The sequence below is a fragment of the Blastococcus sp. SYSU DS0973 genome (genome assembly GCF_054051055.1).
In genome coordinates this window covers 217,776-242,565 of record NZ_JBJHAN010000005.1, presented here as the reverse complement: position 1 = coordinate 242,565, position 24,790 = coordinate 217,776, and the positions used below count along the sequence as shown (strand labels likewise).

The window sequence follows — 24,790 nt, the reverse complement described above, 5'->3', positions numbered from 1 at the left end:
CCGGCAGTCTCCCACGTCCCATCGGCGACACTGCTGCCGTGACCATCACTCCCGGCGGCCTTCCTGCCCGGACGTCCCGTGCGTCGGCCGCCGTCGCCTTCTGCCCGTGTCCCCCGCTGCTGCTGCCGTCGGTGGAGGGACGCCCGGCGGCGGTGACCCGCGCCCTGCGCTCGGCCTGCGTGGATGCGGTGACCGCGCTCCTCACGACCGCCCCCGACGTGGTGGTCGTCGTGGGTGCCGGGCCGGCGCCGGGCGAGCGGTTCGGCCCGGGGGACGGCGGGGACCTCCACGGGTACGGCGTCGACGCCGGGCTGCCGTTCGACGGCCGGGTGCGGCCCGGCGGCCGCCGGCTGCCGCTGGCGCACACGGTGGGCGCCTGGCTGCTCGACGAGGTCGCGTTCGCCGGTACCCGGGTGGGCGTGCGGCCGGCCGATCTCGGCCGGCTGCTGCAGGACCTGCCGGCGCCGGTGGGCGTGCTGGCGATGGGCGACGGCTCCGCCCGGCGCACCGTCAAGGCGCCGGGGTACCTGGACCCGGCGGCGGAGCCGTTCGACGGTGCCGTCGCCGCCGCCCTGGGCGCCGGGGACGCCGCGGCGCTGGCGGCGCTGGACCCGGCGGAGGGCGAGCGGCTGCTGGCCGCCGGGGTGCCGACCTGGCGCGCGGTCGGCGCGGCCTTCACCGGTCGGCACGTCACGGCGCGGCTGCATCACGACGCGGCCCCGTTCGGCGTGGGCTACCTCGTCGCCGACTGGGTGGTGGCGTGAGCGGACCGGGGCGTGCGCATCGCAGCGAGGCGGCCGCCGGCGGGGAGCGAGCATCGCAGCGAGGAACGGGCGGGGCGCGGACCGACCGCAGAGACGGCCTGGGCTTCCGAGCGAGGAGCGGGGCGCCCCGCGCCAGCGAGCCAGTGGCCCTGAGCGGGCCGCCCGTGGTGGCGGTCGTCGGGCCCACCGCGACCGGCAAGACGGCGCTGGCCGTGGCGCTGGTCCGGCGGCTGGGCGGAGAGGTGGTCAACGCCGACTCCATGCAGCTCTACCGCGGCATGGACATCGGCACCGCGAAACCCGACGTCGCCGAGCGCGGGGGAGTGCCGCACCACCTGCTGGACCTGTGGCACGTGCGCGAGCCGGCCTCGGTGGCCGAGTACCGGCAGCGCGCCCGGGCCGAGATCGACCGGCTGCGCGCCACGGGGAGCGTGCCGTTCCTCGTCGGCGGCTCCGGGCTGTACGTGCGCGCCGTCCTGGACGAGCTCGACTTCCCCGGTACCGACCCGGCGGTCCGGTCGCGGCTCGAGGCCGAGCTGGCCGCCGTCGGCCCGGCGGCGCTGCACGCCCGGCTGGCCGGGCTGGACCCGGCGGCCGCGACGGCCGTGCTGCCCAGCAACGGACGCCGGATCGTGCGCGCGCTGGAGGTGATCGAGCTGACCGGCGGCCCGTTCCGGGCGGAGCTGCCCGAGCCGCGACCGCACTACCCGGCGGTCGTCCTGGGCCTGGACCGGGAGCCGGCTGAGCTGGACGAGCGGGTCGCGGTCCGCGTGGACCGGATGTGGGCCGCCGGCTTCGTCGACGAGGTGGCGGCCCTGGCCGCCGACGGGCTCCGCGAGGGGCCGACGGCCTCCCGCGCCCTCGGCTACGCCCAGGTGCTGGCGCAGTTCGACGGCGTGCTCTCCGCCGACGAGGCGCGCGAGCGCACCGTCACCACCACCCGCCGGTTCGTCCGCCGGCAGCGCTCGTGGTTCCGCCGCGACGCCACGACCACGTGGTTGGACGCTGCGCGCCCGGACCTGGCCGACGCCGCCACCGCGGTGATCACCGCGCCTACGATCGGCGCGTGACCTCCTCGCCCCGCGTGCTGATCGGGCACGGCACCGAGAACGACTTCGTGCTGCTGCCCGACCCCGACGGCACGGTGTGGCCGGACGACCGGCTGGACGCCGCCATGGTGCAGCGCCTCTGCGAGCGGCGGGCCGGCCTCGGCGGTGACGGCGTCCTGCGGCTGGTGCGCAGCGCCCACGTACCCGACGCCGCGGCCGTGCTGGGCGACGACCTCGGCCGGTGTGAGTGGTTCATGGATCACCGCAACGCCGACGGCTCGTACGCGGAGATGTGCGGCAACGGCATCCGGCTGTTCCTGCACGCGCTGGCCGGCGAGGGGCTCGTGGACCGGATGGCCTGCGCCGACGGGCTGCTGGTCGGTACCCGCGGCGGGCCCCGCCGGGTCGGCGCCGCCGCCGACGGCGGCTACTGGGTGGACATGGGGCCGGCGCGCCCGTTCGGCGAGGGGGAGGCCCGGCTGGACGGTCGCGTCTTCCCAGGGGTGGCGGTCTCCATGGGCAATCCCCACCTGGCCTGCCTGACCGATGTCCCCGTGGACACCCTCGACCTCACCGGCACGCCGGTGGTCGACGCCGGGATCTTCCCCGACGGCGTGAACGTGGAGCTGGTCAACGTCGTCGAGCCGGGCGCGCACGTCCGGCTGCGGGTGTCCGAGCGCGGTGTCGGGGAGACCCGGTCCTGCGGCACCGGGGCCTGCGCTGCGGCGTACGCGGCGCTGCGGGCCGAGGGGGCGACCGAGGGCACGGTCGTCGTCGACGTGCCCGGGGGGCGCCTGACGGTGCAGGTGACCCCCGGGACGACGGTCCTCAGCGGGCCGGCGGTCCTGGTGTCGGCCGGCGCGCTGTGCCCGGAGTGGCTCCGGGCCTGACCCGTCAGCGGCGGTCGTCGTCGGGTGGCGCGGGGACCATCGCATCGTCGTCGGTGGCCGGAAGGGTGGGTGGCTCGCCCCGGCCGCTGTCCTGGTCCGCCCCCGCACCCATCGGGTTGCGCGGAGGGCCGCCGATGCCCTTGGGGTCCCGGCCCGGGTCGTCCAGCTCGCTGTTCGAACCCAGTCGGCTCGATCCGCTCTCGCTCATCGGTTCCTCCTCCGTGCGTCACGTCCGTCGCGCAGGCCCTACCCCTGCCGTCGGTCGGGATGCATCAGGGGCGGCGATGCGTTGTACCGGGCGATGACAACTCAGGTGCTTTCCACGCAGGACCGTGCCACGCTGGACACGATGACGACCGCCCCCGATGCCCTGCCCGTCGACGAGCAGACCGACCGGACCACCCGCCCCGCGCCCGCCGGGCGTCGGGACGAGGCCGACGACACCACCGGCTCCTACGCGCTGGAGGCGCGCGGTGCGCTGCGCCGTGTCGCGGGGCTCTCCACCGAGCTCGCCGACGTCACCGAGGTCGAGTACCGGCAGCTGCGACTCGAGCGCGTCGTGCTCGTCGGGGTCTGGACCGAGGGCACGCAGGCCGACGCCGACCGCTCGCTGGCAGAACTGGCCGCCCTGGCGGAGACGGCGGGCTCCGAGGTGCTCGAGGCGGTCAGCCAGCGGCGCGACAAGCCCGACGCCGCCACCTACGTCGGCTCGGGCAAGGCCAACGAGATCCGCGACATCGTCGCCGCGACCGGCGCCGACACCGTGATCTGCGACGGTGAGCTCACCCCCGGCCAGCTCAACCAGCTGGAGAAGGTCCTCAAGGTCAAGGTCGTCGACCGGACGGCGCTGATCCTCGACATCTTCGCCCAGCACGCCACCAGCCGGGAGGGCAAGGCCCAGGTCGAGCTGGCGCAGATGCAGTACATGCTGCCGCGGCTGCGCGGCTGGGGTGAGTCGCTCTCCCGTCAGGCCGGTGGTCGCGTCGCCGGCGGTGGCGGCATCGGTACCCGTGGTCCCGGCGAGACGAAGATCGAGACCGACCGGCGGCGCATCCGCGCCCGGGTGAGCAAGCTGCGCCGCGAGATCGCCGGCATGGCCACCGCGCGGGCCACCCAGCGGTCCAGCCGCGGCCGCAACGCCGTCCCGAGCGTGGCCATCGCCGGGTACACCAACGCCGGCAAGTCGAGCCTGCTCAACCAGCTCACCGGCGCCGGCGTGCTCGTCGAGAACGCGCTGTTCGCGACCCTGGACCCGACGGTCCGCCGTGCGCAGTCGCCGGACGGCCGGGAGTACACGCTCACCGACACCGTCGGTTTCGTGCGCCACCTGCCGCACCAGCTGGTGGACGCCTTCCGCTCCACCCTGGAGGAGGTGGCCGCGGCCGACCTGCTGCTGCACGTGGTCGACGGCTCCGACCCCGACCCGCTCGGCCAGATCGACGCCGTCCACGTCGTGTTGAACGAGATCGACGCGTCGGCGGTCCCGGAGGTCATCGTCGTCAACAAGGTCGACGCGATGAGCGAGGAGGACATCCTCGCCCTCCGCCAGGCCCTGCCGGGCGCCGTCTGGGTCTCCGCCCGGACCGGGGCCGGCATGGACACCCTGCGCCGGCTCGTCGCCGAGCGTCTGCCGCACCCGGACGTCGACGTCGACGTGCTGGTGCCCTACGAGCGGGGTGACCTGGTGGCCCGCGTGCACCGGGACGGCGAGGTCCTCAGCGAGCAGCACGAGGGCGGCGGCACCCGGCTCACCGCCCGGGTGGACGGAGCGCTCGCGGCCGCACTCGAGGAGTTCGGGGCTCCGGTCGCCTGACCTCCGGCCGCATCGATCACGATCCGGTCACGGCCCGGTACGGTTGCGGCGTGGCGAGGGGCGCGGTGCGGGAGACCGGTATTCCCGGTTCCGCGCCCGTCGTCTCGGCCGGTCGGCCGCCGTGGTGGCTGGTCGGCGTAGCGGTCCTCGTCCCGGTCCTCGTGACCGCCGACCTGCTCACCCACGGCTCGCTGGAGCGGCTGGACCTGCTGGTCTCGGAGGTCGTCAGTGACTGGGGACTGCGGGGCACCGCGGGCTACCCCGTGGTCTGGCTGGTCACCCAGCTCGGCGGGCGGGTCACCATCCTCGCGGTGCTCGCCGGTCTGCTCGGCTACCTCTTCTGGCGGCGGCGGGCGTGGTTGCCGATCGCCCGGGTCGCGCTCGCCCTCGCTGTGCTCACCGCCGGCGTCTACGCCATCAAGCACGGCATCGGTCGTACCGCCCCGGCCTTTCCGGGGTCGTACTACTTCCACCCCGACGGCGCTTCCTTCCCCTCCGGGCACGTGGCCAACGCCGTGCTCATGTGGGGCGTCGCCCGGTGGCAGGCGGTCGAGTACGGACTGCCGCCGGCGGTGCAGCGCACGTTCTGGTGGCTGAGCGTGGCCGGACCGGTCGCCACCGGTGTGGCGATGGTGTCGCTGGACTTCCACTGGGTCACCGACGCCGTCGTGGGAGCGGCTGTGGGCATCGTGCTGCTGGGCGTGGTTCATGCACTGGACGCGCTCGTGCTGTCACGCTTCGTCCGTGCCCGAGCAGCCCGGACCGGATAGCGGCGCCGTCAGGCGGCTCGTCCTGGCGACCGCGCTGATCGGCGTCCTGCTCGGTGTCCCCGGGATCGCCGAGGCCGGGGGCGCGTCACCCACGGTGCGGTGCTCGATCACCGATCCGCGCCTCGCCGAGGTCTCGGGACTCGTCGCCGTGGGCGAGCAGGTGCTCGCGCTCAACGACGGCGGCGACCAGGTCGCCGTCTACGGGCTCGACGGCGCGTGCGCGGTGATCGACGTCCGGTCCGCCCCCGTGGACCCGTACGACCCCGAGGATCTGGCGGTCGGACCGGACGGCGGCGTCTGGATCGCTGACACCGGGGACAACAGCCTCCACCGCGCGACCGTCGCGCTGCACGTCCTCCGCCCCGACGGCAGCACCGTGCTGCACCGGCTGACCTATCCCGACGGCGCGCACGACGCCGAAGCGCTGCTGGTGGCCCCGGACGGAACCCCGTACGTGGTGACCAAGGAGGTCCTGGGCTCCAGCGGTGTGTACCGGCCGGCCGGTGACCTCGCCGACGGCGGAACGGCGCCCATGGAACGGGTCGCCACCGTGAACGTGACGCTGACCGGCACCCCCGGCGGGCCGGTCGGCCGGGCCGGCCAGCTGATGATCACCGGTGGGGCGGTCGCGTCGGACGGCAGCGCCGTCGCGCTGCGCACCTACACCGACGCCTACGTGTGGCCGCTGACCGCCTCCGACGTCCCGGGCGCGCTGGCCGGCGAGCCGGTGCGGGTGGCCCTGCCGGAGTCACCGCAGGGCGAGGCGGTCAGCTTCACCGCCGACTCGCGCGCGCTGGTGGTCGCCAGCGAGGGGCTGCCCAGCGCGGTCACCGTGGTACCCCTCCCGGCCGGCGCACCGCCCGCGGCGACGGCGGCACCGGTCGCGGACCCGCTGCCGGGCTTCGAGGAGCTGGTGCGCTCGGACCGCTCACCGATCGCGGCCGCGTTGATCGCTGCCGCCGTCGCCACCCTCGTGGTCTGGCTGGGCAGCCGCCTGCGTCGTCGTCCCTGACGGTCAGACCCTGCGCAGGACCGACACGACCCGGCCGAGGATGGTGGCCTCGTCGCCAGGGATGGGCTCGTAGGCGGGGTTGTGCGGCAGCAGCCACACGTGACCGTCGCGGCGCTTGTACGTCTTGACCGTTGCTTCGCCGTCGATCATGGCGGCCACGATCTCCCCGTTCTCGGCCGTCGGCTGCTGGCGGACGACGACCCAGTCGCCGTCGCAGATGGCCGCCTCGACCATCGAGTCACCGGCCACCTTGAGCATGAACACCGTTCCCTCGCCGACGAGTTCGCGGGGGAGCGGGAAGACGTCCTCCACCGCCTGCTCGGCGAGCACGGGACCACCGGCGGCGATCCGCCCGACCAGGGGTACGTACGTCGGGGCCGAGGCCTGCTCGCCGTCGCCGACCACGGGCGGCTCGACGGCGGCGGTGCGGCCTGCGTCGCCGGGCAGCCGGACGTCGAGGGCGCGCGGCCGGTTGGGGTCGCGGCGCAGCCAGCCCTTCTTCTGGAGGACCGACAGCTGGTGCGCGACCGAGGAGGCCGACGACAGCCCGACCGCCTCGCCGATCTCGCGCACCGAGGGCGGATAGCCGCGACGGTCGATCGAGTCGCGGATGACCTCCAGCACCCGGCGCTGCCGCTGGGTGAGTCCGTCACCGTCGGCCGTCCGGTCCGGAAAGGTGCGCACCGACGCCGAGGCGTCGGCCGTCTCCGGGGCGGCGCTCCGGCTCCCGCGTCGGCCGCCGGACGTCCCGCTCGAGTTCGTCACGTGTCCTCCTCGCCGGCTGCCCGCGCAGCTGATCAGCCTGGTCGTCGTAGCGACCGTAGCGCCGATCGCCGGTCAGTTCAAACACGTGTTCGAAAGTTGCCCGTGTCGCGTCGCTTCTGTCGGACCGATGCGGTAGACATCGGACAGGCGTTCGAATCGAACACACGTTCGGGCCGGGGGGATCCGGCCAGGTGAGGGGCGGGAAGCCATGGCCGGCAGTGCGGCAGCGACGGTGCGCGGAGAGACGCCCGGCGCGGTGCGGGAGCGGTTCGAGCGGCGGCCGGAGCGGCACCTGCGCGTGCTGCCGCCGGTCCCGCGCGCCTACGCGGTCGCACCGGCGGCCGGAGGTGGGGCCGCGGGCCGGTCGGCGCGCGGCGCCCGTCCCGCCGTAGCCCTGGGGCATGCCGCAGGGCGGCCGGGGAAACCGGCGCTGCCACCTCTCCGGTTGACCGCTCGCGGTCGCCGGCTCGTGGCCGCCCTCGCGCTGCTGCTGGTCCTCTGTGTGGTCGCGCTCGGGACCGCGGTGCTCGGTGGGGACGGTGCCGGCCTGGAGCTGATGGGGACGACGAGGGTCATCGTCGAGCCGGGGGACACGCTGTGGTCGATCGCGAGCGCAGCGGCGGGTGGGCGGGACGTGCGGGAGGTCGTCGACGGCATCCAGCTGTTGAACGGCCTCGACGGCTCGGCGATCCTGCCGGGGCAGGTCCTGCGGCTGCCCTGAGTCAGCTCCCCCGGGCCCGGTGGACTCCGCCGGCCGCGGCAAGAGGTGCCCAGCCCGGCCCGACGAGCTCGTCGACCGTGCGTGTTGAAGCGTCGGCCGTCTGTGTTGGCCATCACCCTCGCCGCCTGTCGCAGTCCAGCGTCATGGAGAACCGCGCCGCGGTGTCCGCCCCGCCGACCCCAGGCCGTCGAGGTCCACCAGGTCGGTGCCTGGTGTGCAGGGGCTGCCGGGCTGTCGGGCTGTCGGGCTGTCGATTCGGGCACCTGCCAGGTGTGCGTGCGGGTCGTCGTGGGTGGCGCCGAGGCGACGGCGTGGAGCGAGCTGTCGACCGTGCGGCTGCCCGAGCCGCCTGTCGCCGCACCCGCTGCGGCCGTCGTCGCGGCATCTCGCGCGACGCAGCGCGTGGCCGTGGCGCGGGCGGGGTCTGCAGTTCGCGGCGGGCGCTCCGCCGGTGCCGACGCCACCGCGAGCCTTCCGCTGGTCCGAGACGCCGGGCATGTCCTGTGACTGCTGGGGTCCGGTGTTCCGCGTGCGCACGGCAGTGCCGGGGCGGAACACGCCGAGGAAACGATCACTTGCACATCTTGTGAGGCCCGCCCTAGGGTTCCCCTACATCTAGTAGTTACAGGGCTGTAAGCCCGTCCACAGGCTGGTCCTCAGGTTCTCCCCGGCGCATCCACCGGATGTCCCCAAGAGGGTCCACAACCGGCCGGTGGGGGGCGTAGGAAGAAGGAGGTGAACCACCGTGCGATGCCCGTTCTGCCACAACGCCGACAGCCGGGTGATCGACTCGCGCGAGGCCGATGAGGGCGCCACCACCCGGCGTCGCCGGTCCTGCCCCGCGTGCGGGCGGAGGTTCACCACCGTCGAAGAGGCGGTGCTCGCCGTCGTCAAGCGCAACGGCGTGAGCGAGCCCTTCAACCGCAGCAAGGTGGTCGCGGGCGTCCGGCGGGCCTGCCAGGGCCGTCCGGTCGACGAGGACCAGCTCAAGCTGCTCGCCCAGCAGGTGGAGGACGCCATCCGCGCCAGCGGCGCGGCGGAGGTGCCCAGCCACGAGGTCGGGCTGGCGATCCTGCGGCCGCTGCGCGAGCTCGACGAGGTCGCCTACCTGCGCTTCGCCAGCGTGTACCGGGCCTTCACCTCGCTCGAGGACTTCGAGAAGGAAATCACCGAGCTGCGTGCCCGGCACCTGGCGGCGGGTACCCCGCCGCTGCCGGGCATGCAGGGGGACCCGCCGGTCCGCCGGCGGGGTGGGGGCCGGGGGCAGCCGGTCGCCTCCGGCAGCCCTGCCGGCACCTGAGAAACCCGTCAGTGCCACCCGATAGACAGCAGTTCGAGCAGTTACCGATCGCGGCTCTTCCCCAGCCCCCGATCCGCCACCGCGCAGCACCACCGCGCAGCCCCGCGAAGCACCACGCGACACACGACCAGGGAGAGCTCCACACCATGACCGATACCGACGACCGCGTGGCCGGTCCCCGCACCCGCCGCGGCGCCAAGGCGCCCAGCCGGGGCAAGGGCCTCAAGATCAAGCGCGTTTTCACCACCGCCGGTGTGCACCCGTACGACGAGGTGACCTGGGAGCGCCGCGACGTCGTCATGACCAACTGGCGGGACGGCTCGATCAACTTCGAGCAGCGCGGTGTCGAGTTCCCGGCCGAGTGGAGCATCAACGCCACGAACATCGTCACCACGAAGTACTTCCGCGGCGCGGTCGGCACCTCCCAGCGGGAGGTCAGCCTGCGCCAGCTGATCGACCGCGTGGTGCTCACCTACACCGAGGCCGGCCGCGAGCACGGCTACTTCGCCACCGAGGGCGACGCCGAGATCTTCGAGCACGAGCTGACCTGGATGCTGCTGCACCAGTACTTCAGCTTCAACTCGCCCGTCTGGTTCAACGTCGGCACGAGCGCCCCGCAGCAGGTCAGCGCCTGCTTCATCCTCGCCGTCGACGACGAGATGGACTCGATCCTGAACTGGTACCGCGAGGAGGGCCTGATCTTCAAGGGCGGCTCCGGTGCCGGCCTGAACCTCTCCCGCATCCGCTCCTCCAAGGAGCTGCTCTCCTCCGGCGGCACCGCCTCGGGCCCGGTCAGCTTCATGCGCGGTGCCGACGCCTCGGCCGGGACGATCAAGTCCGGTGGCGCCACCCGGCGCGCGGCCAAGATGGTCGTCCTCGACATCGACCACCCCGACATCGAGGAGTTCATCGAGACCAAGGCGCGCGAGGAGGACAAGATCCGCGCGCTGCGCGACGCCGGGTACGACATGGATCTCGGCGGCAAGGACATCACCAGCGTCCAGTACCAGAACGCCAACAACTCCGTCCGCGTCTCCGACGAGTTCATGCGCGCGGTGGAGGAGGGCGACGAGTTCGGGCTGCGCGCCCGCCTGGATGGATCGGTGATCGAGACCGTCGACGCCAAGTCGCTGTTCCGCAAGGTCACCCAGGCCGCCTGGGAGTGTGCCGACCCGGGCATCCAGTACGACGACACGATCAACGACTGGCACACCAACCCCGAGACCGGCCGCATCAACGCGTCCAACCCCTGCTCGGAGTACATGAGCCTGGACAACAGCTCGTGCAACCTGGCGTCGCTGAACCTCATGAAGTTCCTCAAGGACGACGGCACGTTCGACGCCAAGAACTTCGTGAAGGCCGTCGAGCTGGTCATCACCGCGATGGACATCTCGATCTGCTTCGCGGACTTCCCGACCGAGCCGATCGGCGAGACGACCCGCGCCTACCGCCAGCTGGGCATCGGCTACGCCAACCTGGGCGCCCTGCTCATGGCAACCGGCCACGCCTACGACTCGCGCGGTGGCCAGACGCTGGCAGCGGCGATCACCTCGCTGATGACCGGCACCGCCTACCGGCGCTCGGCCGAGCTCGCCGGCATCGTGGGTGCCTACGAGGGCTTCACGCGCAACGCGGACGCCCATGCCCGGGTCATGCGGAAGCACGCCGCGGCCAACGACGCCATCCGCCCGGTCGGTGCCGACGACGCCGACGTGCTCAAGGTCGCCACCCAGCAGTGGCAGGAGTGCCTGGAGATCGGCGCCGACAACGGTTGGCGCAACGCGCAGGCCTCGGTGCTGGCCCCCACCGGCACCATCGGCTTCATGATGGACTGCGACACGACCGGCATCGAGCCGGACTTCTCGCTGGTCAAGTTCAAGAAGCTGGTCGGCGGCGGCTCCATGCAGATCGTGAACCAGACGGTGCCGCGGGCGCTGCGCAGCCTGGGCTACCAGGAGGAGCAGATCGAGGCGATCGTCGAGTACATCGCCGAGCACGGCCACGTCGTCGACGCCCCGAGCCTGCGCCCGGAGCACTACGAGGTGTTCGACTGCGCCATGGGCGAGCGGGCCATCTCCCCGATGGGCCACGTCCGCATGATGGCCGCCGTCCAGCCGTTCATCTCCGGCGCCATCAGCAAGACGGTCAACATGCCGGAGACGGCGACCGTCGAGGACGTCGAGACGATCTACTTCCAGGGCTGGAAGATGGGTCTCAAGGCGCTGGCCATCTACCGCGACAACTGCAAGGTCGGCCAGCCGCTGTCCGGGGGCAAGGGCAAGAACGACGGCACCAGGGCCGAGGTCGAGGCGGCGGCCCCCAGCGCGCTGTCGCACCCGGTGCGCAAGCGGCTGCCGAAGAAGCGGACGAGCGTCACCACCTCGTTCAGCGTCGCCGGCGCCGAGGGGTACATGACCGCGGGCATGTACGAGGACGGCAGCCTCGGTGAGGTGTTCCTGAAGCTCGGCAAGCAGGGCTCGACCCTCGCCGGTGTGATGGATGCCTTCTCGATCGGCATCTCGCTGGCCCTGCAGCACGGTGTCCCGCTGGAGACCTACATCTCCAAGTTCACCAACATGCGCTTCGAGCCGGCCGGCATGACCGACGACCCGGACATCCGGATCGCCCAGTCCGTGATGGACTACATCTTCCGTCGCCTGGCGCTGGACCACCTGCCGGTGGACAAGCGTGCCGGCCTGGGCATCTTCACCGCCGAGGAGCGGGCCGCGCAGGTCTCCGGTTACGGAACCTCCGCGTCGACGGCCACCGTGCACGAGGAGGAGGTCGACCTGGAGCAGCTGCGCGGCTCCGCGCCGATCGAGACGTCCAAGGTGGATGAGAAGGTCACCCCCGCGGGGCCGAAGTCGGTCAAGGAGGCCCACTCCTCGGCCGAGCTCCTCGAGCTGGTCACCGGGACCGCCACCGACGCGCCGCTGTGCATGACCTGCGGCACGAAGATGCGCCCGGCCGGTAGCTGCTACGTCTGCGAGGGCTGCGGCTCCACCAGCGGCTGCAGCTGACTGTCGTCGGACCACAGTGACGGGCGTCTTCCCGATGACACCGGATGCCGTCTGGACGTGACACCTGGCGGTGTCGCGGGGTGGTGACGACGATCGCACTCGCTGACTGACACCTGCATCGCTGCAGTACCTGAAGGTGGCCACGGCCGCCGCCACGGAATCGTCCGTGGCGGCGGCCGTGACCTGTGGCTGAAGCAGTGCCGCGCGTCCGACTCGCCGAGGCGTGGAGGCTGCGGCTGTAGCGGCAGAGGCTGCGGCAAGGCTGCTTGCGTCGGGCGTGCTGCACCGACTTCGGTGACCTCATGGGCGGCACGGCATGGAGGGAGGGGGTAGGTCGTCGACTCCTCTCCGGCTGGGTGCGAGGCGGGGCGACCGGGCCGTGCGTGTCCGGCCCACCCCGGGCACGGGCACGGTGGTCCGCAGCCCCTGGGCCGGGCTCGGTGACCGCCGCGCGGACATGCGCATCCGGCACTGCCGCCGCAGCCGGGCCAGCGACGCCGGGGTGGTGATCGACGTGCCGCGCACCTGGTCGCGGGGTGCTTGCTCGGTCCCGTCACGACTCCCGCCCGAGGCATGGCGCCGTACTTGCGAGTCGGGGCCGGGCCTCACCCGGCGTGATCCCTAGCGTTGACTGGAATGTCCAGCGTGGTCCCACTCGTTGTGTCACTGCGTGGCGTCTCGGCCGCTTCAACCAGTTGCTTCGACCGATGCATGGAAGGCGCGCCGCGTCGGGCGAGAACGACCTCGGCTGCGAGTGCTCCGACGGCAGCCGCGACCGGACCGATGGTCACCGCGTGCAACGGTAGGAGGCCTGGTTGGAAGAGGTAGCGATCGCCGACGACGGCCAGTGGTCCGACTTCGGCACCGGGTGCCCAACGGCCCAGCGCGTACTCCACAGATCCTGATTCATCCGCCCCGCCGGCAGCGCGAAGGAGAAACCACGTGCACCGAGTAGAACCGCACAACACGCCGATCCGCCCTCTCGAGGCTGTCGCGCTCGACCGAGATGGCGTCGCCGAGCACCGTTCGCGCGGACCAGCGACGGGCCGGGAAAGCACCATCGCGCCGACGTGCTCGGTGGTCGGTCGATGACCGGCACGCTGGGCCGCGCGCTGCTGCTCGAGAACATCCATCCGAGCGCCGTAGAGGTGCTACGGGGAGCCGGCTTCGAGGTCGAGCAACGACCGGGCTCACTGGCGCCGGACGACCTGGCCGACGCGCTGCAAGGCGTCACCCTCCTCGGCATCCGGTCCAACACGACGGTGACCGCTGAGGTCATCGCCAAGGCCGGCGACCTCGCCGCCATCGGTTGCTTCTGCATCGGGACGAACCAGGTGGACCTGGCGGCCGCCACAGATGCCGCGGTCCCCGTGTTCAACGCGCCGTACAGCAACTCCCGAAGCGTGGTAGAGCTCGTCATCGGCGAGATCGTCGCCCTGTCACGCCGGCTCACGGTGAAGAACCAAGCGATGCACGACGGCGTGTGGGACAAGTCTGCCGGCGGGAGCTACGAGGTCCGAGGCAGGACGCTCGGCATCGTCGGTTACGGCAACATCGGCACTCAACTCGCCAACGTGGCGGAGGCGCTCGGCATGCGAGTCGTCTTCTTCGACATCGCTGATCGGCCCATCCACGGCAACGCTCGGCGCATGTCGAGCCTCGACCAGCTTCTCGAGACAGCCGACGTGGTCAGCCTTCACGTCGACGGGCGCCCTGGCAACGCCGGGATGTTCGGCGACCAGCAACTCGCCAAGATGAAGCCCGGCGCGATCTTCATCAACGCTTCACGTGGCATGGTCGTCGACGACTCCGCACTGCGTGACCACCTCCTCGCCGGCCACCTCGGCGGCGCGGCCCTGGACGTGTTCCCCGTCGAGCCGAAGGCTCAAGGCGACCCCTTCGAGTCAGTGCTCCGCGGCCTCGAGAACGTCATCCTCACGCCGCACATCGCTGCCTCGACCAAGGAAGCGCAGGAAGAGATCGGGTGGTTCGTCGCGGGCAAGCTGCTCAACTACGTCAGATCCGGTGACACCAGCCTGTCGGTCAACTTCCCGCGCGTACAGCTTCCGGCTCAGACCAGCGCTCAGCGGCTGAGCTACCTGCACCACAACGTGCCCGGGGTCCTCGCGGAGCTGAACAGCGTCGTCAGCGCGATGGGTCTGAACATCGAGGCGCAGGCTCTCTCGACGACCGGACAGCTCGGGTACGTGCTCACCGACTTCGACAGTCGGCCTTCCGAGGAACTGATCCAGCGGATCGCCGCCCTACCGCACACGATCACCGCGCGGCTGATCGGCGAGGTCGGGAACGAGGCAGGGGCCCGTTCGCGGTCCGGCCGCACCTGACGTAGGCGGTCCGAGCTGCCGCTACCGCGGATCCGCGTGCACTCGACCATGGGGTCGTCGTCCCAAGCGGCGGCGCGCTCGTCGTTGCTCATCGGGAGCTGGCGGTATGCCTGCTCGGCGACCGGGTGCGGTGCGCGGCGTTGCGGCCGCCGCCTGGGCCGGAGTGCGGGTCGGGCTGGCGCGAGACCGGGCTGACTCGATCCCCCAGCCGGCCTCTCCTGGCCGGATGCACCGGGGGACCGGGAAGTCACTCGGTCGCGGGCCCGTCCGGCACCCCTCCACCGACGACGTAGGTCCGTACGTTGGTGAACTCGGTGACACCCGCTTCGCCGAGTTCCCGGCCGTAGCCGCTGCGCTTCGTCCCGCCGAAGGGCAGCCGGGGGTCGGAGGCGACCACGGTGTTCACGAACAGCGCGCCGGAGGTGATCCGCCGGCCCACAGCCAGGGCGTGCTCCTGGTCGCTGCTCCAGACGCTGGCGCCCAACCCGTACCGAGTGGCGTTCGCGACCCGGACTGCCTCGTCGTCGTCGTCCACCGGCATGACCGCCGCGACAGGGCCGAACGTCTCTTCCGCCATGACCGGCATGTCGAGGGTCACGTCGCCGAGCACGGTGGGCCGGAAGAACGCGCCGGGGCCCTCCAGCGACATCCCACCGGTGAGCACGGTCGCGCCCGCCGTCACCGACGCGCGGACCTGCTGTTCCAGTGCGTCGCGCAGGTCGGTGCGCGCCATCGGGCCGATGGCCGTCGCCTCGTCGCGCGGGTCGCCGAGCCGGAGGTCGGCCACTGCTCCTGCGAAGCGCCGACTGAACTCGTCGGCCACGTCGCGGTGCACCAGGAAGCGCTTTGCGGCGAGGCAGCTCTGCCCCGTGTTGATGAAGCGGCTCCGCACCGCCCCGGCCACGGCCAGGTCGACGTCGGCGTCGGCCAGGACGACGAACGGGTCCGAGCCTCCGAGCTCCAGCAGGGTCTTCTTGATCGCCCGTCCGGCCGTGGCGGCCACCGCTGCGCCGGCCCGTTCGCTACCGGTGAGGCTCACCGCGCTGAGCCGGTCGTCCTCGATGAGTGCCCGGCTCACCTCCGGCACGTCGGCCTCCGCGACCACGATGCTGCGGAAGACGTCGCCGGGCAGGCCGGCATCGCGGAACACCTGCTCGATCGCGAGCGCGCATCCGGTCACGTTGGGGGAGTGCTTCAAGATCGCGGTGTTGCCGGCCAGCAGGGTCGGTGCGGCGAAGCGGAGGACCTGCCAGAACGGGAAGTTCCACGGCATCACCGCAAGGACGACGCCGAGCGGCTCGTGGGCCACCCAGCTCTGCTGCCCGCCGGTGTCCACCTTCCGGTCGGCGAGGAGGCCCGGCCCGCAGTCGGCGTAGTAGTCGCACGCGGTGGCGGACTTCTCCAGCTCGGCCCGGGCCTCGCCGATCGGTTTGCCCATCTCGGCGGTCATCAACCCGGCCAGGTCACCGGCCTGCTTCCGCAGCTGCGCGCCGATGGCCCGCACCAGGTCGGCGCGCTCCTCCACGTGACGCGCGGCCCACGGCGGCTGGGCGGCGTGCACTGCCGCGAGGAGCTCGAGTGCCTCGTCGACGTCGGCGCCTGGGTAGGTGGCGAGCGGCTCCCCGGTGGCCGGGTCAACCGTGATGACCTCAGGCATCGATGGTTTCGTAGGTCTTCACGCTGCGCTCGGCCAGGTACTCGAGGATGTAGCCGAACACGTTCTCCTGGAAGTGCGGCGTGTTCTTGTGGTCCTCGTAGGCCTGGGCGTCGGTGTACTGCTCGTACAGGAAGAACGTCTCGGGGTCCTCGGGGTTGACCTGCGCCTGGTAGAACACGTTGCCCGGCTCCGCCCGGGACAGCGGGGTCATCTTCTTGATCACCTCGGTGACCCGCTCGGCCTCCCCGGGCTTGGCCTTCCAGGTGGCAGCGACGACGAACGCCATGTCAGTTGTCCTTCCAGTTGGGTGTTCCGACGGTGTTGCGCAGGATGCCGATCGGACCGGCCTCCATCTCGATGACGTCCCCCGGCTGGATCCAGCGGTCCAGTTCCAGCCCGGAACCGCCGGTGGCGGTGCCGGAGCCGAGCACTTCGCCCGGGAGCAAGGTCTGGTCCTGGGCGGCGTAGGCGATGAGGTCGCCGAACGAGTGGTACATGGCCGAGACACGGTCCCCGCCCCAGCGCTCGCCGTTGACCCGCACCTCGAGCTCCAGGGTGGCGAGGTCGATCTCGTCCGGGGTGACGATGCACGGGCCGAGCACGTTCGACCCGTCCCACTCCTTGGCCTTGGCCGGGCCCATGCCGACCGGCAGTTCGCGACGCTGCACGTCACGGGCGGACATGTCGTTCCAGATCGTGAATCCGAAGACGCAGTGCAACGCATCCTCTGCCCGCACGTCCCGGCAGGGCCGGCCCATGACCGCGGCGAGTTCCAGCTCGTGGTCGAGCTGGCGGCTGTAGGAGGGCCAGGGCAGCACGGTGTCCGGCCCGGTGACCGTCGTGCCCATGCTGCGGTAGTAGACGGGCACCTCGTACCACTCGGCCGGCACCTCGCGGCCCAGGTTCCGGTAGGCGTTGGTCAGATGCCCCTCGAAGGCGAGGAAGTCCCGGAACGAAGGGGGGACCAGCGGGGCGAGCAGCCGTGCGCCCGGGACCGCACGCTCGGTTCCGCGCGGCGCCCCCGCCCCGATGAACGCCACCATGTCGCCGTCGAAGCCGACGTCGACCACCGTGTCGCCGTCCAGCCGGCCGACCCGCGAGCGGACGTCGGTCGACGCGTAGGTCACGAACTTCACGGCCGTCAGATGGTGGTGATCGGACGGGACTGCAACAGGTACAGGTCGCCGGCGTCGTCGAACGCCCACTCGATGTCCTGCGGACAGCCGTGCAACTCCGCCAGCTTCTGCCCCATCCGGGCCAGCGCCGCGCACTCCTCGTCGCTGAGCACGCGCTCGGCGTCGACGATCTTCATCTTCTTCACCACGCCCTCGCGGGAGAGCGTGTAGTTGTCCGGCGTCGTCTCCCCAGAGACGACCGCCTCGCCGAGCCCGCGGGCGGCCTCGACGACCATGCGGTCCTTGCGACCGTGCACCGGGTCGACGGTGAACATGACGCCGGACTTCCGGCTGGCGACCATCTGCTGGACGACGACCGCCATCGCGACGTCCTCCAGGGAGCCCTTTTCCTGCCGGTAGAAGACCGCCCGGTCGGTGAAGAACGACAGCCAGCACTCCACGACGTTGTGGAGCACCGCCTCCAGGCCGTCGGTGTCGAGGAAGGTCTCCTGCTGCCCGGCGTAGCTGGCGCCCTCCGAGTCCTCCGCGCATGCGGACGAGCGGACGGCGACCAGGCCCTCGAGCCGGCCGAACTGCTGCTCGATGAGTTCGCGGGGCGGCTGCGCGGCGGCGACCAGTGCGCGAGCCGCCTCGACGTCCTTGCGGCGCATGGCCTCCCGGAGGGACTCCTCGTCGACGGCGGCGGCGAAGGCCGCCGAGGTGATGACAAAGCCCGGTGGAACGGGCAGCTCCTCGGCGGTCATGGTCGCGAGGCTGGCGCCCTTGCCGCCGGTCAGCTCGACGGCCTGGCAGCGGGGGTCGCTGAACGGCAGCACCAGCGGAGCGTCGGGCGTCGGCACGGCGGTCTCCTCGGTGGGACTGGTCAGGGTTGCGGACATCGGTTTCCTCAGAGCGCCTGAGCCGGCGTGGTGCGGACGTCGCCGACGATCTCCACGCGGCCGGTGGAGCCGTTCACCCGCACCCGGTCACCGGTCTTGATGCGGCGGGTCGCGTCGGACGTGCCGACGACCGCAGGGATGCCGAACTCGCGGGAGACGACGGCCGGGTGGGACGCCATGCCGCCGGCGTCGGTGACCAGACCGGCGATCTTGGTGAAGAGCACGACCCAGGAGGGGCTGGTCATGCGGCAGACCACGATCTCGTCGCGCTCCACCTCTCCGAACTGCTCCGCGGAGAGGACGACGCGCGCGGTGCCCTCCACCACGCCGGCCGAGGCGGGCAGGCCCGGGATCTCGCCCTCGTGCGAGGGGGCCGGCCGGTTGAGCTTGTCCGGGAAGGCCCACAGGGACCAGTAGGGGAACCCGACCGACTCCTGGGTGGCGGTGCCGATCCAGTCGCGCGGCCGGACCTCGTAGGCGTCCTCACGGGCGTCCCGGCGGTCGCCGACGAGCTCCTTGGCATCGAAGGAGTTGCTCCCGGCCATGAGCCGGCGCAACTCGTTGTACTTGAGGTACATGACATCCTCGGCGTCGTCGAGCCGGTCCTCGGCGACGAGCTTGCGGCCGATCGCGACGAGCACCAGCCGCACCCGGGCGTTGGTGCCCTGGTCGATGTAGAAGTGGTGGTCGGGGGTCAGCGGGTTCATTCGCAGGCTCAGCTCGAGCGCCCGCTCCAGCTCGTCACGCGCAGGGCCCGCCTCGACGCCTTCGAAGACCTCGGCCTTGGCCTTCTCCAGGTCGTCGGCGACGGCCTGCAGCTCCGCGGGGTAGTCGTAGTCGCTCTCGAGGTAGCCGCGGATCGCCTCGACGATCGGGGTCGGGTCCTCCCGCCAGGTCTTGAACGAGAACTCGTGCGCGTACATCGACTTGAAGCCGAAGGTCTTCTGGTACGGCTCGATGTGCTCGGCGATGAAGGCCCGACCGGCGTCGGTGCCCTGCAGGGCGCGCAGGACGTCACCGGCGGTGGGGCGCTCGAAGGCGCGGGCAACCTCACCCTGCTCCTTCTTCACCCCCTCCTTGATCTTCCACAGCTCCTCGATGGAGTCCCAGTTCCGGTTGACCGTCGAGCTCTGCAGCCGGCCCATGAGCGAGGAGTGGTCGCCCTCGCCCTTGGCCGCGGCGACCGCCGCGTTGAGCGCCATGGTGGAGGAGAACTGGGCGAAGTTGAGCACCCAGTGGATCTGCCAGTGCCGGTCGTGCATGTCGATCGCGTCCTCGAGGAGGATCGCGAGCTCGACCAGGCTCGCGCCGTCGTAGTCGTACTCGTCGAACCGGACGAAGTTGTGCTCCATCTCCGGGCGCAGGCGATCGCGCCACCACCCGAGGAAGTTCTCCGCGTAGTAGGGCAGCGTCCAGCCCATGTAGGCGCCCAGCTCGGCCGGGTCCTGCGGGTCCAGCGGGACGCGCGGGGTGTAGCGGCTGCCGTACTCCGACGCCTCCGCCGACAGGCCCGGCGTCGCCGGGATGGCCGCGGTGTACACGTAACCGTTGACGATCTTGGAGATCCAGTCCGCCGCGAAGGGGGTCCCGAACCGGCGGAACATGTAGTCGCACTTGAGCCACCAGCCGCCGATGTCGGCGTACATGGGGGAGATGGGATTGGGGATGTGCAGGTCGTCGTGGACCCAGAAGAGTTCCTGCTGGCCCTCCTCCCACTGCACCGGGAAGTCGTCGTCCCCGTAGAAGGTCGCCAGGACCTGCTCGTCGCTCATGCCCACTCCGTCGTGAGTCGTGCTGGTGCGATCTCGGTCGTCGCCGATGGCGTCGTTCCGGCGAACCGCAGTGTGGCGGCCCTCACGCCGAACAATCGATAATCAAGCAGATCGCACAGAGGTCAGTCAACCCCTTCGAGCGGTTCTGGTCACAGGCGTTTCTGACGGCGGTTCGCCCTCGACCCGGCGGGCCCCGGCGGACGGAACGACCCCACGGGCCGGCTTGACATCGCGTGGACGCGCGGTGATAACTATCGATAGTCGGGCAGGTTGGGCTTGCTCATCGATGAGAGGTGGCACCATGCCGCGGCCGGCTCGGCGCACGGTGCTGCTCCGTGACGCCATCAAGGAACGCATCGTCGAACGCATCCTCGACGGGACGTACGGGCCCGGGGAACGCATCGTCGAGAGCGCCGTCGCGGCGGAGTTCGGCGTCAGCCAGGCCCCGGTGCGTGAAGCGCTACGGGACCTCGAGGCCATGCGCTTCGTGGAGTCGCAGCCGCACCGGGGGGCACGGGTGCGCGAGGTGAGCAGCGCTGAGCTCGTCCAGATCTACCCGGTGCGGGCCGCGCTGGAGGAGGTCGCGGGCCGCGAGGCGGCACCTCGCATCACCGAGGAAGGGCTGGCGCTGCTCGGCGAGGAGCTCTCCGGCATGCGCCGCGCCGCGGAGGCCGGCGATCTGCACGCGCTGATGGTCCACGACACCCGCTTCCACGAGGTCATCGTCGAGGCGTCCGGCAACCAGGTGCTGCTCGACGTCTGGCGCTCGCTGCGCGTCGAGGCCCGCAGCCTGGTCAGTGCGCTCAAGACCCACTCCGACCTGCGCGCGATCGCCGAGCTGCACCGGCCCGTCCTGCAGGCCGTCCAGTTCCGCGACCCCGAGTTGCTCGGCAAGGAGATGCGCGCCCACATCGAGTTCTTCGGCGCTTCCGTCATCGGGCACCTCGCCCGCACCGCCACCTGAGCCGACCGGCTCACCGACCCACGACGGTGCCGGGCGTGGTCCCCTGGGGACCACGCCCGGCACCCGCTCCCGTGGTGCAGCGTGCCCGCCGGCCCGGGAGCCGGCGGGCAACGGTCACCCCTGTTACTGGCTGACCTGCGTGTCCAGCTCGAGGACCTCTCCCTCGTCCAGCGTGCTCACCTGCTCCAGGGAGCCGCCGGCCCACTCGTAGACGCCGAAGAGGCTGCCGACGACGCCGGTGTCGGTGTACTCGTACTCACCGCTCACGCCGTTGTAGTCGATGTCCTCGCCGTTGCGCAGCGCCTCGATGCCCTCCTGGTAGGTGTGCACCACGGTGCCGCCCTGCGTGACCTCCGGCATCGCCTCGACCCAGTCGCTGGCGCACACGCTGCCGGCCGCCTCGATGGCCAGCGCCGTCGCGTTCAGCAGGTCGTAGTAGCCGTAGGCGTAGGAGTTGGCCGCGTCGGCGAACTCCGTGGCGTCGGAGCCCTCCCACAGGGTCTGCCAGGCGTCCCAGGCCGGGGAGTCGGCAGTGGCGAGGCCTGCGATCCACACCGCCTCGTGCTGGTCCATCGCGCTCTGGGTGGCGGCCTGGGCGAACGCCTCCTGCAGCCACTCGGTCGAGCCGATGATCGTGAGGGACAGGCCTGCCTCTGCCGCCTGCTTCACCATCGTCCCGCCGTCCTCCGCCTGGCTGAACAGGAGGAGCGCGTCGGGGTCGGCGCTGGCGATCGTGCTGATCGTGCTGCGGTAGTTCGGCTGCTCGGGCTGCACGTCGATGACCTCGATGACCTCGAGGCCGATCTCCTCCGCGGCAGCGACGGCGGCGTCCTTCTGCAGCTGGCTGCCGGCGATCTGGGTCGCCACGATCGCCACGGTCTGGGCGCCGTTGTCCCGGGCCTGGAGGACCCCGGCGATCGCCTGCGCGGTGTCCATCGCCTGCCCGCGGAAGATGGGCTCCTCCGCGGTGCCGCCGATGTCGGCCGGGATCGATCCACCGTGCAGCGACGGCATGAGGGGCTGGTCGTTCTCGGCGACGTAGTCGCGGGCGAACTCCTGGTAGGAGGAGTACTCGTGCGCCGGGTCGAGCAGGATGTCGACGCCCTCCTGCTGCAGGAAGTTGCGGGCGACCTGCGCCTCGCCGACCGTGCCGATGTCGTCGTGCTGGACCTCGAGCTCCCGGTCCAGCGGCGGGTTCTCGTTGATGTTCTCGATGGCGAGGTCGACGGCGGCCTCGAAGAAGGGGCCGACGTCGGAGAAGGGGCCGGTGTAGTAGTTCAGGTGCCCGACGGTGATGGGGCCGTCCCCCTCGGCGCACTCACCGCCACCGCCCCCGCCACCTCCGCCCGCGGCGGCGTTGTTGCCGGAGCCGGCGGACCCGGAGGCGCACGCCGAGGCGAGGAGGATGGACATGCCGACGGTGAGCGCTTTCGCGCCGCGGAATCGTGCGGTGTTCTTCATGAGTGCCTCCTGGGGGCGGTGAGAGGGATCTGAGACTGAGGGGAGAACCGCTACAGGCGGTATCCCTCCCGGAGCGAGTCGGTGTCGAGATTCGCGGCACGGTCGATGGCGAACACCTCCCCGAGATTGAGGACCATCGCCCGGCCGGCGATCGCCAACGTCTTCGCGGCGTTCTGCTCGGCGAGCACGACACTGAGCCCCTTGTCCCGGTGGATCTTCTCGATCATGGAGAAGAGGGCGTCGACGTACTTGGGGGAGAGGCCCGCGGTCGGCTCGTCGAGCAGGATCAATTTCGGGTCCTGCATGAGTGCGCGTCCCACGGCCACCATCTGCCCCTCGCCGCCGCTGAGCGTCCCGGCGCGCTGGCGCATCCGGGCGGAGAGTGCCGGGAAGAGGTCGAACAGCTCCTCGAGCCGCTCTTCCTTCGATCGCTTGCCGATCAGCCCACCGATCGAGAGGTTCTCGGCCACGGTGAGGTCCGCGAACACATTGGCCTCTTGCGGCACGTAGGCCAGCCCCGCGGCAGCGAGGCGGTGCGGTTGCCAGGACGTGACGTCCGCACCGTCGAAGTGCAGCGAACCACCGGTGATGGGGAGCAGCCGCGCCAGCGTCTTCAGCAGGGTGCTCTTCCCGGCGCCGTTCGCACCCAGGACGGCGAAGATCTCATGACCCAGGGAGAAGCTGACGTCCTTGAGAACGGTGACGTCACCGTACCCGCTGCGCAGCTGGGAGACCTCAAGCATGGCTGGCTCCGAGGTACTTCTCGGCCACGGTGGCGTCGTTGCGGACGTCGCTGGGTGTGCCTTGCAGGAGAATCTGTCCCTCCGCCATGAAATGGACGAACTCGCACGTCCCCCAGATGAGGTCCAGGTCGTGCTCGATGATCAGGATCGACAAATCCGTCTCCCGGGTCTTCCTGCGCATGATCTCCATGACCTTGTCCGTCTCTTCCTGGGGCAGGCCGGCAGTCGGCTCGTCCATCAGGAGATATCGGGGCTTCAGCAGCAGGCAGCGAAGGATGTCGAGCAGCTTCTTCTCACCGGCCGATCCGGCCTTGCCGTCCGGGTCCTGGAAATGGAAGACCTCGAGGTACTCGTCGATCTCCTCGTCGGCACGCCGCAGAAATCCCTTGTCCCGGCGGACCTTCCAGAACTTCTCCTGCTCCGCGCCCGCGAGGGAGAGCAGCAGTGACTCCCGGATCGTGAGGTTGTCGAAGTCCTGGATGACCTGGTTGGTCTTGACCACGCCCATGCGGGCGATGGCGTCCGGGCTGTAATTCGTGAGCACCACCGTGCCGCCGGGGTGGTGGTACTCGACGTGCCCCCGGTCGGGGGAGACCACGTGGGTGATGAGCTTCATCAGCGTCGTCTTGCCCGCGCCGTTGGGCCCGATCAGCCCCTCGATCCCGTGTACGCCCAGCGCCAGGTCGGCGATGTCGACGACGGTCCGCCCGCCGTAGTGCTTGTGGACGTCGTGCAGGTGGAGGGTCTCCTGTCGGCCGGCGGGGATGCCTGCGGCCTGCGTGGCAGAAGTCGCGCCGGTCATGCGTCGACCTTCTTTCGGCTCTCGGTACGGGGGGCGTCCTGGATCGTGCGTCGCCTCTGGCCCAGGAGGCCCTGGGGGCGGAACAGGATGACCAACATCAGCGTGAGGCCGAAGAGCATCAGCTGGACGTTGGGGAGTTGCTGCGCGAACTCGCGGGGGACGTCGACGTACTGCTCGATGAGGATGTCGAAGACTCCGACGGTGAGCAGCGTCCCCAGGACGGGGCCGAGAACCCGCTTGCGGCCACCCAGGACCAGCGCGATCCACACCACGAACGTCAGGTCCGCCGTCAGCAGCCGGGGGACGAGGAACTGGTTCACCGACGCGTCCAGGGAGCCGATCGCTCCCATGGCCGCGCAGGTGACCGTGAAGAACACGAGCTTGTGCCGGAAGGTCGGCTTGCCGAGGCTCCGGCTCAGCGTCTCATTGTCCTGGATGCTGAACAGCAGCCGGCCGTACGGTGCGTGCTGCAGCCGGGCGGCGTAGACCAGGAGGGCCGCGGCCAGGGCTACGAGCACCAGCAGGAAGACCAGCTGGCTGGTGGCCGTGTCCCCGACGTCGAAGGGGCGGGGCACGGTGCCCAGTCCCACGACGCCCTCGGTCAGCCAGTCCTCGGTCGTCACCAGGTAGAAGACGATGGTCGAGAAGGCCAGGGTCGCCACCATCACCGCCTCGTTGTCCAGGTTGAGGATGAGGAGGCCGAGCAGGAAGGCGACGAGACCGGTGAGCGCCGTGGCGATCAGCAGCGCGAGCCCGAAGGGGACCGCGTAGTTCACGACCAGGATCCCGGTCGTGTACATGCCGAGGCCGGAGAAGCCGACCACGCCGAAGTTCACGATGCCGGTGCGCCCGAACTGCAGGTGCAGCAGCGTGGCGAGGCAGACGATGATGGTCAGCCCCTGGAGGGGGAAAACGAGTGCGCTCACGG

22 protein-coding genes are annotated in these 24,790 nt (G+C 71.2%); 11 read left to right on the top strand and 11 right to left on the bottom strand.

Going from position 1 to position 24,790, the window contains the following annotated elements; translation table 11 throughout:
- The first annotated feature begins 38 nt into the window (after nucleotides 1-38).
- From ACI791_RS11315 to dapF, 3 genes are all read left to right on the top strand, one after another.
- Nucleotides 39-764, top strand: a complete 726-nt coding sequence (locus ACI791_RS11315) for a class III extradiol ring-cleavage dioxygenase family protein (RefSeq protein WP_347057500.1) — start codon at nucleotides 39-41, stop codon at nucleotides 762-764.
- 164 nt (nucleotides 765-928) lie between these two features.
- A complete protein-coding gene (miaA, locus tag ACI791_RS11310) occupies nucleotides 929-1,834 on the top strand; it encodes a tRNA (adenosine(37)-N6)-dimethylallyltransferase MiaA (protein ID WP_456586150.1) in 906 nt (301 codons plus the stop codon).
- Nucleotides 1,831-2,703: a diaminopimelate epimerase gene (dapF, locus tag ACI791_RS11305; protein WP_456586149.1), complete on the top strand. Its 873-nt coding sequence runs from the start codon at nucleotides 1,831-1,833 to the stop codon at nucleotides 2,701-2,703. Before miaA ends, dapF begins: the two co-directional genes overlap by 4 nt.
- A 4-nt stretch (nucleotides 2,704-2,707) precedes the next feature.
- On the opposite strand, the gene ACI791_RS11300 is transcribed toward dapF, so the two are convergent.
- Complete coding sequence (locus ACI791_RS11300) at nucleotides 2,708-2,911, bottom strand: hypothetical protein (RefSeq protein ID WP_456586148.1); 204 nt, start codon at nucleotides 2,909-2,911, stop codon at nucleotides 2,708-2,710.
- A 141-nt stretch (nucleotides 2,912-3,052) separates the two neighbouring features.
- Between ACI791_RS11300 and hflX the strand changes: the two genes are divergently transcribed.
- The 3 genes from hflX to ACI791_RS11285 are packed head-to-tail and all read left to right on the top strand — an operon-like array spanning nucleotide 3,053 to nucleotide 6,298.
- A complete protein-coding gene (gene hflX / locus ACI791_RS11295; protein WP_347057497.1) occupies nucleotides 3,053-4,516 on the top strand; it encodes a GTPase HflX in 1,464 nt (487 codons plus the stop codon).
- A gap of 50 nt (nucleotides 4,517-4,566) precedes the next feature.
- Nucleotides 4,567-5,286, top strand: a complete 720-nt coding sequence (locus tag ACI791_RS11290) for a phosphatase PAP2 family protein (protein WP_456586147.1) — start codon at nucleotides 4,567-4,569, stop codon at nucleotides 5,284-5,286.
- Nucleotides 5,261-6,298 carry a hypothetical protein gene (locus ACI791_RS11285; RefSeq protein ID WP_456586146.1) on the top strand — a complete coding sequence of 346 codons (1,038 nt, stop codon included), beginning with the start codon at nucleotides 5,261-5,263 and terminating at the stop codon, nucleotides 6,296-6,298. The genes ACI791_RS11290 and ACI791_RS11285 overlap by 26 nt, the downstream gene beginning before the upstream one ends.
- 3 nt (nucleotides 6,299-6,301) lie before the next feature.
- Here ACI791_RS11285 and lexA read toward each other — a convergent pair whose 3' ends face one another.
- Nucleotides 6,302-7,063, bottom strand: a complete 762-nt coding sequence (gene lexA, locus ACI791_RS11280) for a transcriptional repressor LexA (protein WP_456586145.1) — start codon at nucleotides 7,061-7,063, stop codon at nucleotides 6,302-6,304.
- A gap of 445 nt (nucleotides 7,064-7,508) precedes the next feature.
- On the opposite strand from lexA, the gene ACI791_RS11275 reads away from it, so the two are divergent.
- The 4 genes from ACI791_RS11275 to serA all read left to right on the top strand — a co-directional run bounded on the left by ACI791_RS11275 (nucleotide 7,509) and on the right by serA (nucleotide 14,449).
- Nucleotides 7,509-7,784 (top strand): LysM peptidoglycan-binding domain-containing protein, encoded by a 276-nt coding sequence (locus ACI791_RS11275; protein ID WP_456586144.1) that lies wholly within the window; start codon nucleotides 7,509-7,511, stop codon nucleotides 7,782-7,784.
- A 745-nt stretch (nucleotides 7,785-8,529) separates the two neighbouring features.
- Nucleotides 8,530-9,084 carry a transcriptional regulator NrdR gene (gene nrdR / locus ACI791_RS11270; RefSeq protein WP_347057491.1) on the top strand — a complete coding sequence of 185 codons (555 nt, stop codon included), beginning with the start codon at nucleotides 8,530-8,532 and terminating at the stop codon, nucleotides 9,082-9,084.
- 146 nt (nucleotides 9,085-9,230) lie between these two features.
- Nucleotides 9,231-12,104: a vitamin B12-dependent ribonucleotide reductase gene (locus tag ACI791_RS11265; protein ID WP_456586143.1), complete on the top strand. Its 2,874-nt coding sequence runs from the start codon at nucleotides 9,231-9,233 to the stop codon at nucleotides 12,102-12,104.
- A 1,088-nt stretch (nucleotides 12,105-13,192) separates the two neighbouring features.
- Entirely contained in the window at nucleotides 13,193-14,449 is a 1,257-nt protein-coding gene (gene serA / locus ACI791_RS11260) for a phosphoglycerate dehydrogenase (protein ID WP_456586142.1), read from the top strand.
- Between the two features lie 247 nt (nucleotides 14,450-14,696).
- Here the strand turns inward: serA and ACI791_RS11255 are convergent, their stop codons facing one another.
- The 5 genes from ACI791_RS11255 to ACI791_RS11235 are packed head-to-tail and all read right to left on the bottom strand — an operon-like array spanning nucleotide 14,697 to nucleotide 19,892.
- Nucleotides 14,697-16,106 (bottom strand): NAD-dependent succinate-semialdehyde dehydrogenase, encoded by a 1,410-nt coding sequence (locus tag ACI791_RS11255; protein ID WP_456586141.1) that lies wholly within the window; start codon nucleotides 16,104-16,106, stop codon nucleotides 14,697-14,699.
- The gene (locus ACI791_RS11250) at nucleotides 16,099-16,392 is read right to left on the bottom strand and encodes a putative quinol monooxygenase (protein ID WP_456586140.1); all 294 of its coding nucleotides are present in this window, start codon (nucleotides 16,390-16,392) and stop codon (nucleotides 16,099-16,101) included. The genes ACI791_RS11255 and ACI791_RS11250 overlap by 8 nt, the downstream gene beginning before the upstream one ends.
- A 1-nt stretch (nucleotide 16,393) precedes the next feature.
- Nucleotides 16,394-17,242: a fumarylacetoacetate hydrolase family protein gene (locus ACI791_RS11245; protein ID WP_456586139.1), complete on the bottom strand. Its 849-nt coding sequence runs from the start codon at nucleotides 17,240-17,242 to the stop codon at nucleotides 16,394-16,396.
- A gap of 5 nt (nucleotides 17,243-17,247) precedes the next feature.
- Complete coding sequence (locus ACI791_RS11240; RefSeq protein WP_456586138.1) at nucleotides 17,248-18,120, bottom strand: PEP/pyruvate-binding domain-containing protein; 873 nt, start codon at nucleotides 18,118-18,120, stop codon at nucleotides 17,248-17,250.
- A gap of 8 nt (nucleotides 18,121-18,128) precedes the next feature.
- On the bottom strand, nucleotides 18,129-19,892 hold the full coding sequence (locus tag ACI791_RS11235; RefSeq protein ID WP_456586137.1) for a PEP-utilizing enzyme: 1,764 nt from the start codon (nucleotides 19,890-19,892) through the stop codon (nucleotides 18,129-18,131).
- Between the two features lie 301 nt (nucleotides 19,893-20,193).
- Between ACI791_RS11235 and ACI791_RS11230 the strand changes: the two genes are divergently transcribed.
- On the top strand, nucleotides 20,194-20,856 hold the full coding sequence (locus ACI791_RS11230; protein ID WP_456586136.1) for a GntR family transcriptional regulator: 663 nt from the start codon (nucleotides 20,194-20,196) through the stop codon (nucleotides 20,854-20,856).
- Nucleotides 20,857-20,979: 123 nt separating this feature from the next.
- Here ACI791_RS11230 and ACI791_RS11225 read toward each other — a convergent pair whose 3' ends face one another.
- Genes ACI791_RS11225 through ACI791_RS11210 form a run of 4 tightly spaced genes read right to left on the bottom strand, consistent with a single transcriptional unit; the run spans nucleotide 20,980 to nucleotide 24,788 of the window.
- Nucleotides 20,980-22,317, bottom strand: a complete 1,338-nt coding sequence (locus ACI791_RS11225; RefSeq protein ID WP_456586135.1) for an ABC transporter substrate-binding protein — start codon at nucleotides 22,315-22,317, stop codon at nucleotides 20,980-20,982.
- Between the two features lie 50 nt (nucleotides 22,318-22,367).
- Nucleotides 22,368-23,060: an ABC transporter ATP-binding protein gene (locus ACI791_RS11220; RefSeq protein WP_456586134.1), complete on the bottom strand. Its 693-nt coding sequence runs from the start codon at nucleotides 23,058-23,060 to the stop codon at nucleotides 22,368-22,370.
- A complete protein-coding gene (locus ACI791_RS11215; RefSeq protein WP_456586133.1) occupies nucleotides 23,053-23,862 on the bottom strand; it encodes an ATP-binding cassette domain-containing protein in 810 nt (269 codons plus the stop codon). Before ACI791_RS11215 ends, ACI791_RS11220 begins: the two co-directional genes overlap by 8 nt.
- Nucleotides 23,859-24,788 carry a branched-chain amino acid ABC transporter permease gene (locus tag ACI791_RS11210; protein WP_456586132.1) on the bottom strand — a complete coding sequence of 310 codons (930 nt, stop codon included), beginning with the start codon at nucleotides 24,786-24,788 and terminating at the stop codon, nucleotides 23,859-23,861. The genes ACI791_RS11215 and ACI791_RS11210 overlap by 4 nt, the downstream gene beginning before the upstream one ends.
- Nucleotides 24,789-24,790 lie beyond the last annotated feature (2 nt).

What these genes read in the sequence shown, in the direction of transcription:
- ACI791_RS11300 (WP_456586148.1), bottom strand. Translation starts at nt 2,911, where the DNA reads ATGAGCGAGAGCGGATCGAGCCGACTGGGTTCGAACAGCGAGCTGGAC.
- hflX (WP_347057497.1), top strand. Translation starts at nt 3,053, where the DNA reads ATGACGACCGCCCCCGATGCCCTGCCCGTCGACGAGCAGACCGACCGG.
- ACI791_RS11265 (WP_456586143.1), top strand. Translation starts at nt 9,231, where the DNA reads ATGACCGATACCGACGACCGCGTGGCCGGTCCCCGCACCCGCCGCGGC.
- serA (WP_456586142.1), top strand. Translation starts at nt 13,193, where the DNA reads ATGACCGGCACGCTGGGCCGCGCGCTGCTGCTCGAGAACATCCATCCG.
- ACI791_RS11255 (WP_456586141.1), bottom strand. Translation starts at nt 16,106, where the DNA reads ATGCCTGAGGTCATCACGGTTGACCCGGCCACCGGGGAGCCGCTCGCC.
- ACI791_RS11250 (WP_456586140.1), bottom strand. Translation starts at nt 16,392, where the DNA reads ATGGCGTTCGTCGTCGCTGCCACCTGGAAGGCCAAGCCCGGGGAGGCC.
- ACI791_RS11240 (WP_456586138.1), bottom strand. Translation starts at nt 18,120, where the DNA reads ATGTCCGCAACCCTGACCAGTCCCACCGAGGAGACCGCCGTGCCGACG.
- ACI791_RS11235 (WP_456586137.1), bottom strand. Translation starts at nt 19,892, where the DNA reads ATGAGCGACGAGCAGGTCCTGGCGACCTTCTACGGGGACGACGACTTC.
- ACI791_RS11230 (WP_456586136.1), top strand. Translation starts at nt 20,194, where the DNA reads ATGCCGCGGCCGGCTCGGCGCACGGTGCTGCTCCGTGACGCCATCAAG.
- ACI791_RS11225 (WP_456586135.1), bottom strand. Translation starts at nt 22,317, where the DNA reads ATGAAGAACACCGCACGATTCCGCGGCGCGAAAGCGCTCACCGTCGGC.
- ACI791_RS11220 (WP_456586134.1), bottom strand. Translation starts at nt 23,060, where the DNA reads ATGCTTGAGGTCTCCCAGCTGCGCAGCGGGTACGGTGACGTCACCGTT.
- ACI791_RS11215 (WP_456586133.1), bottom strand. Translation starts at nt 23,862, where the DNA reads ATGACCGGCGCGACTTCTGCCACGCAGGCCGCAGGCATCCCCGCCGGC.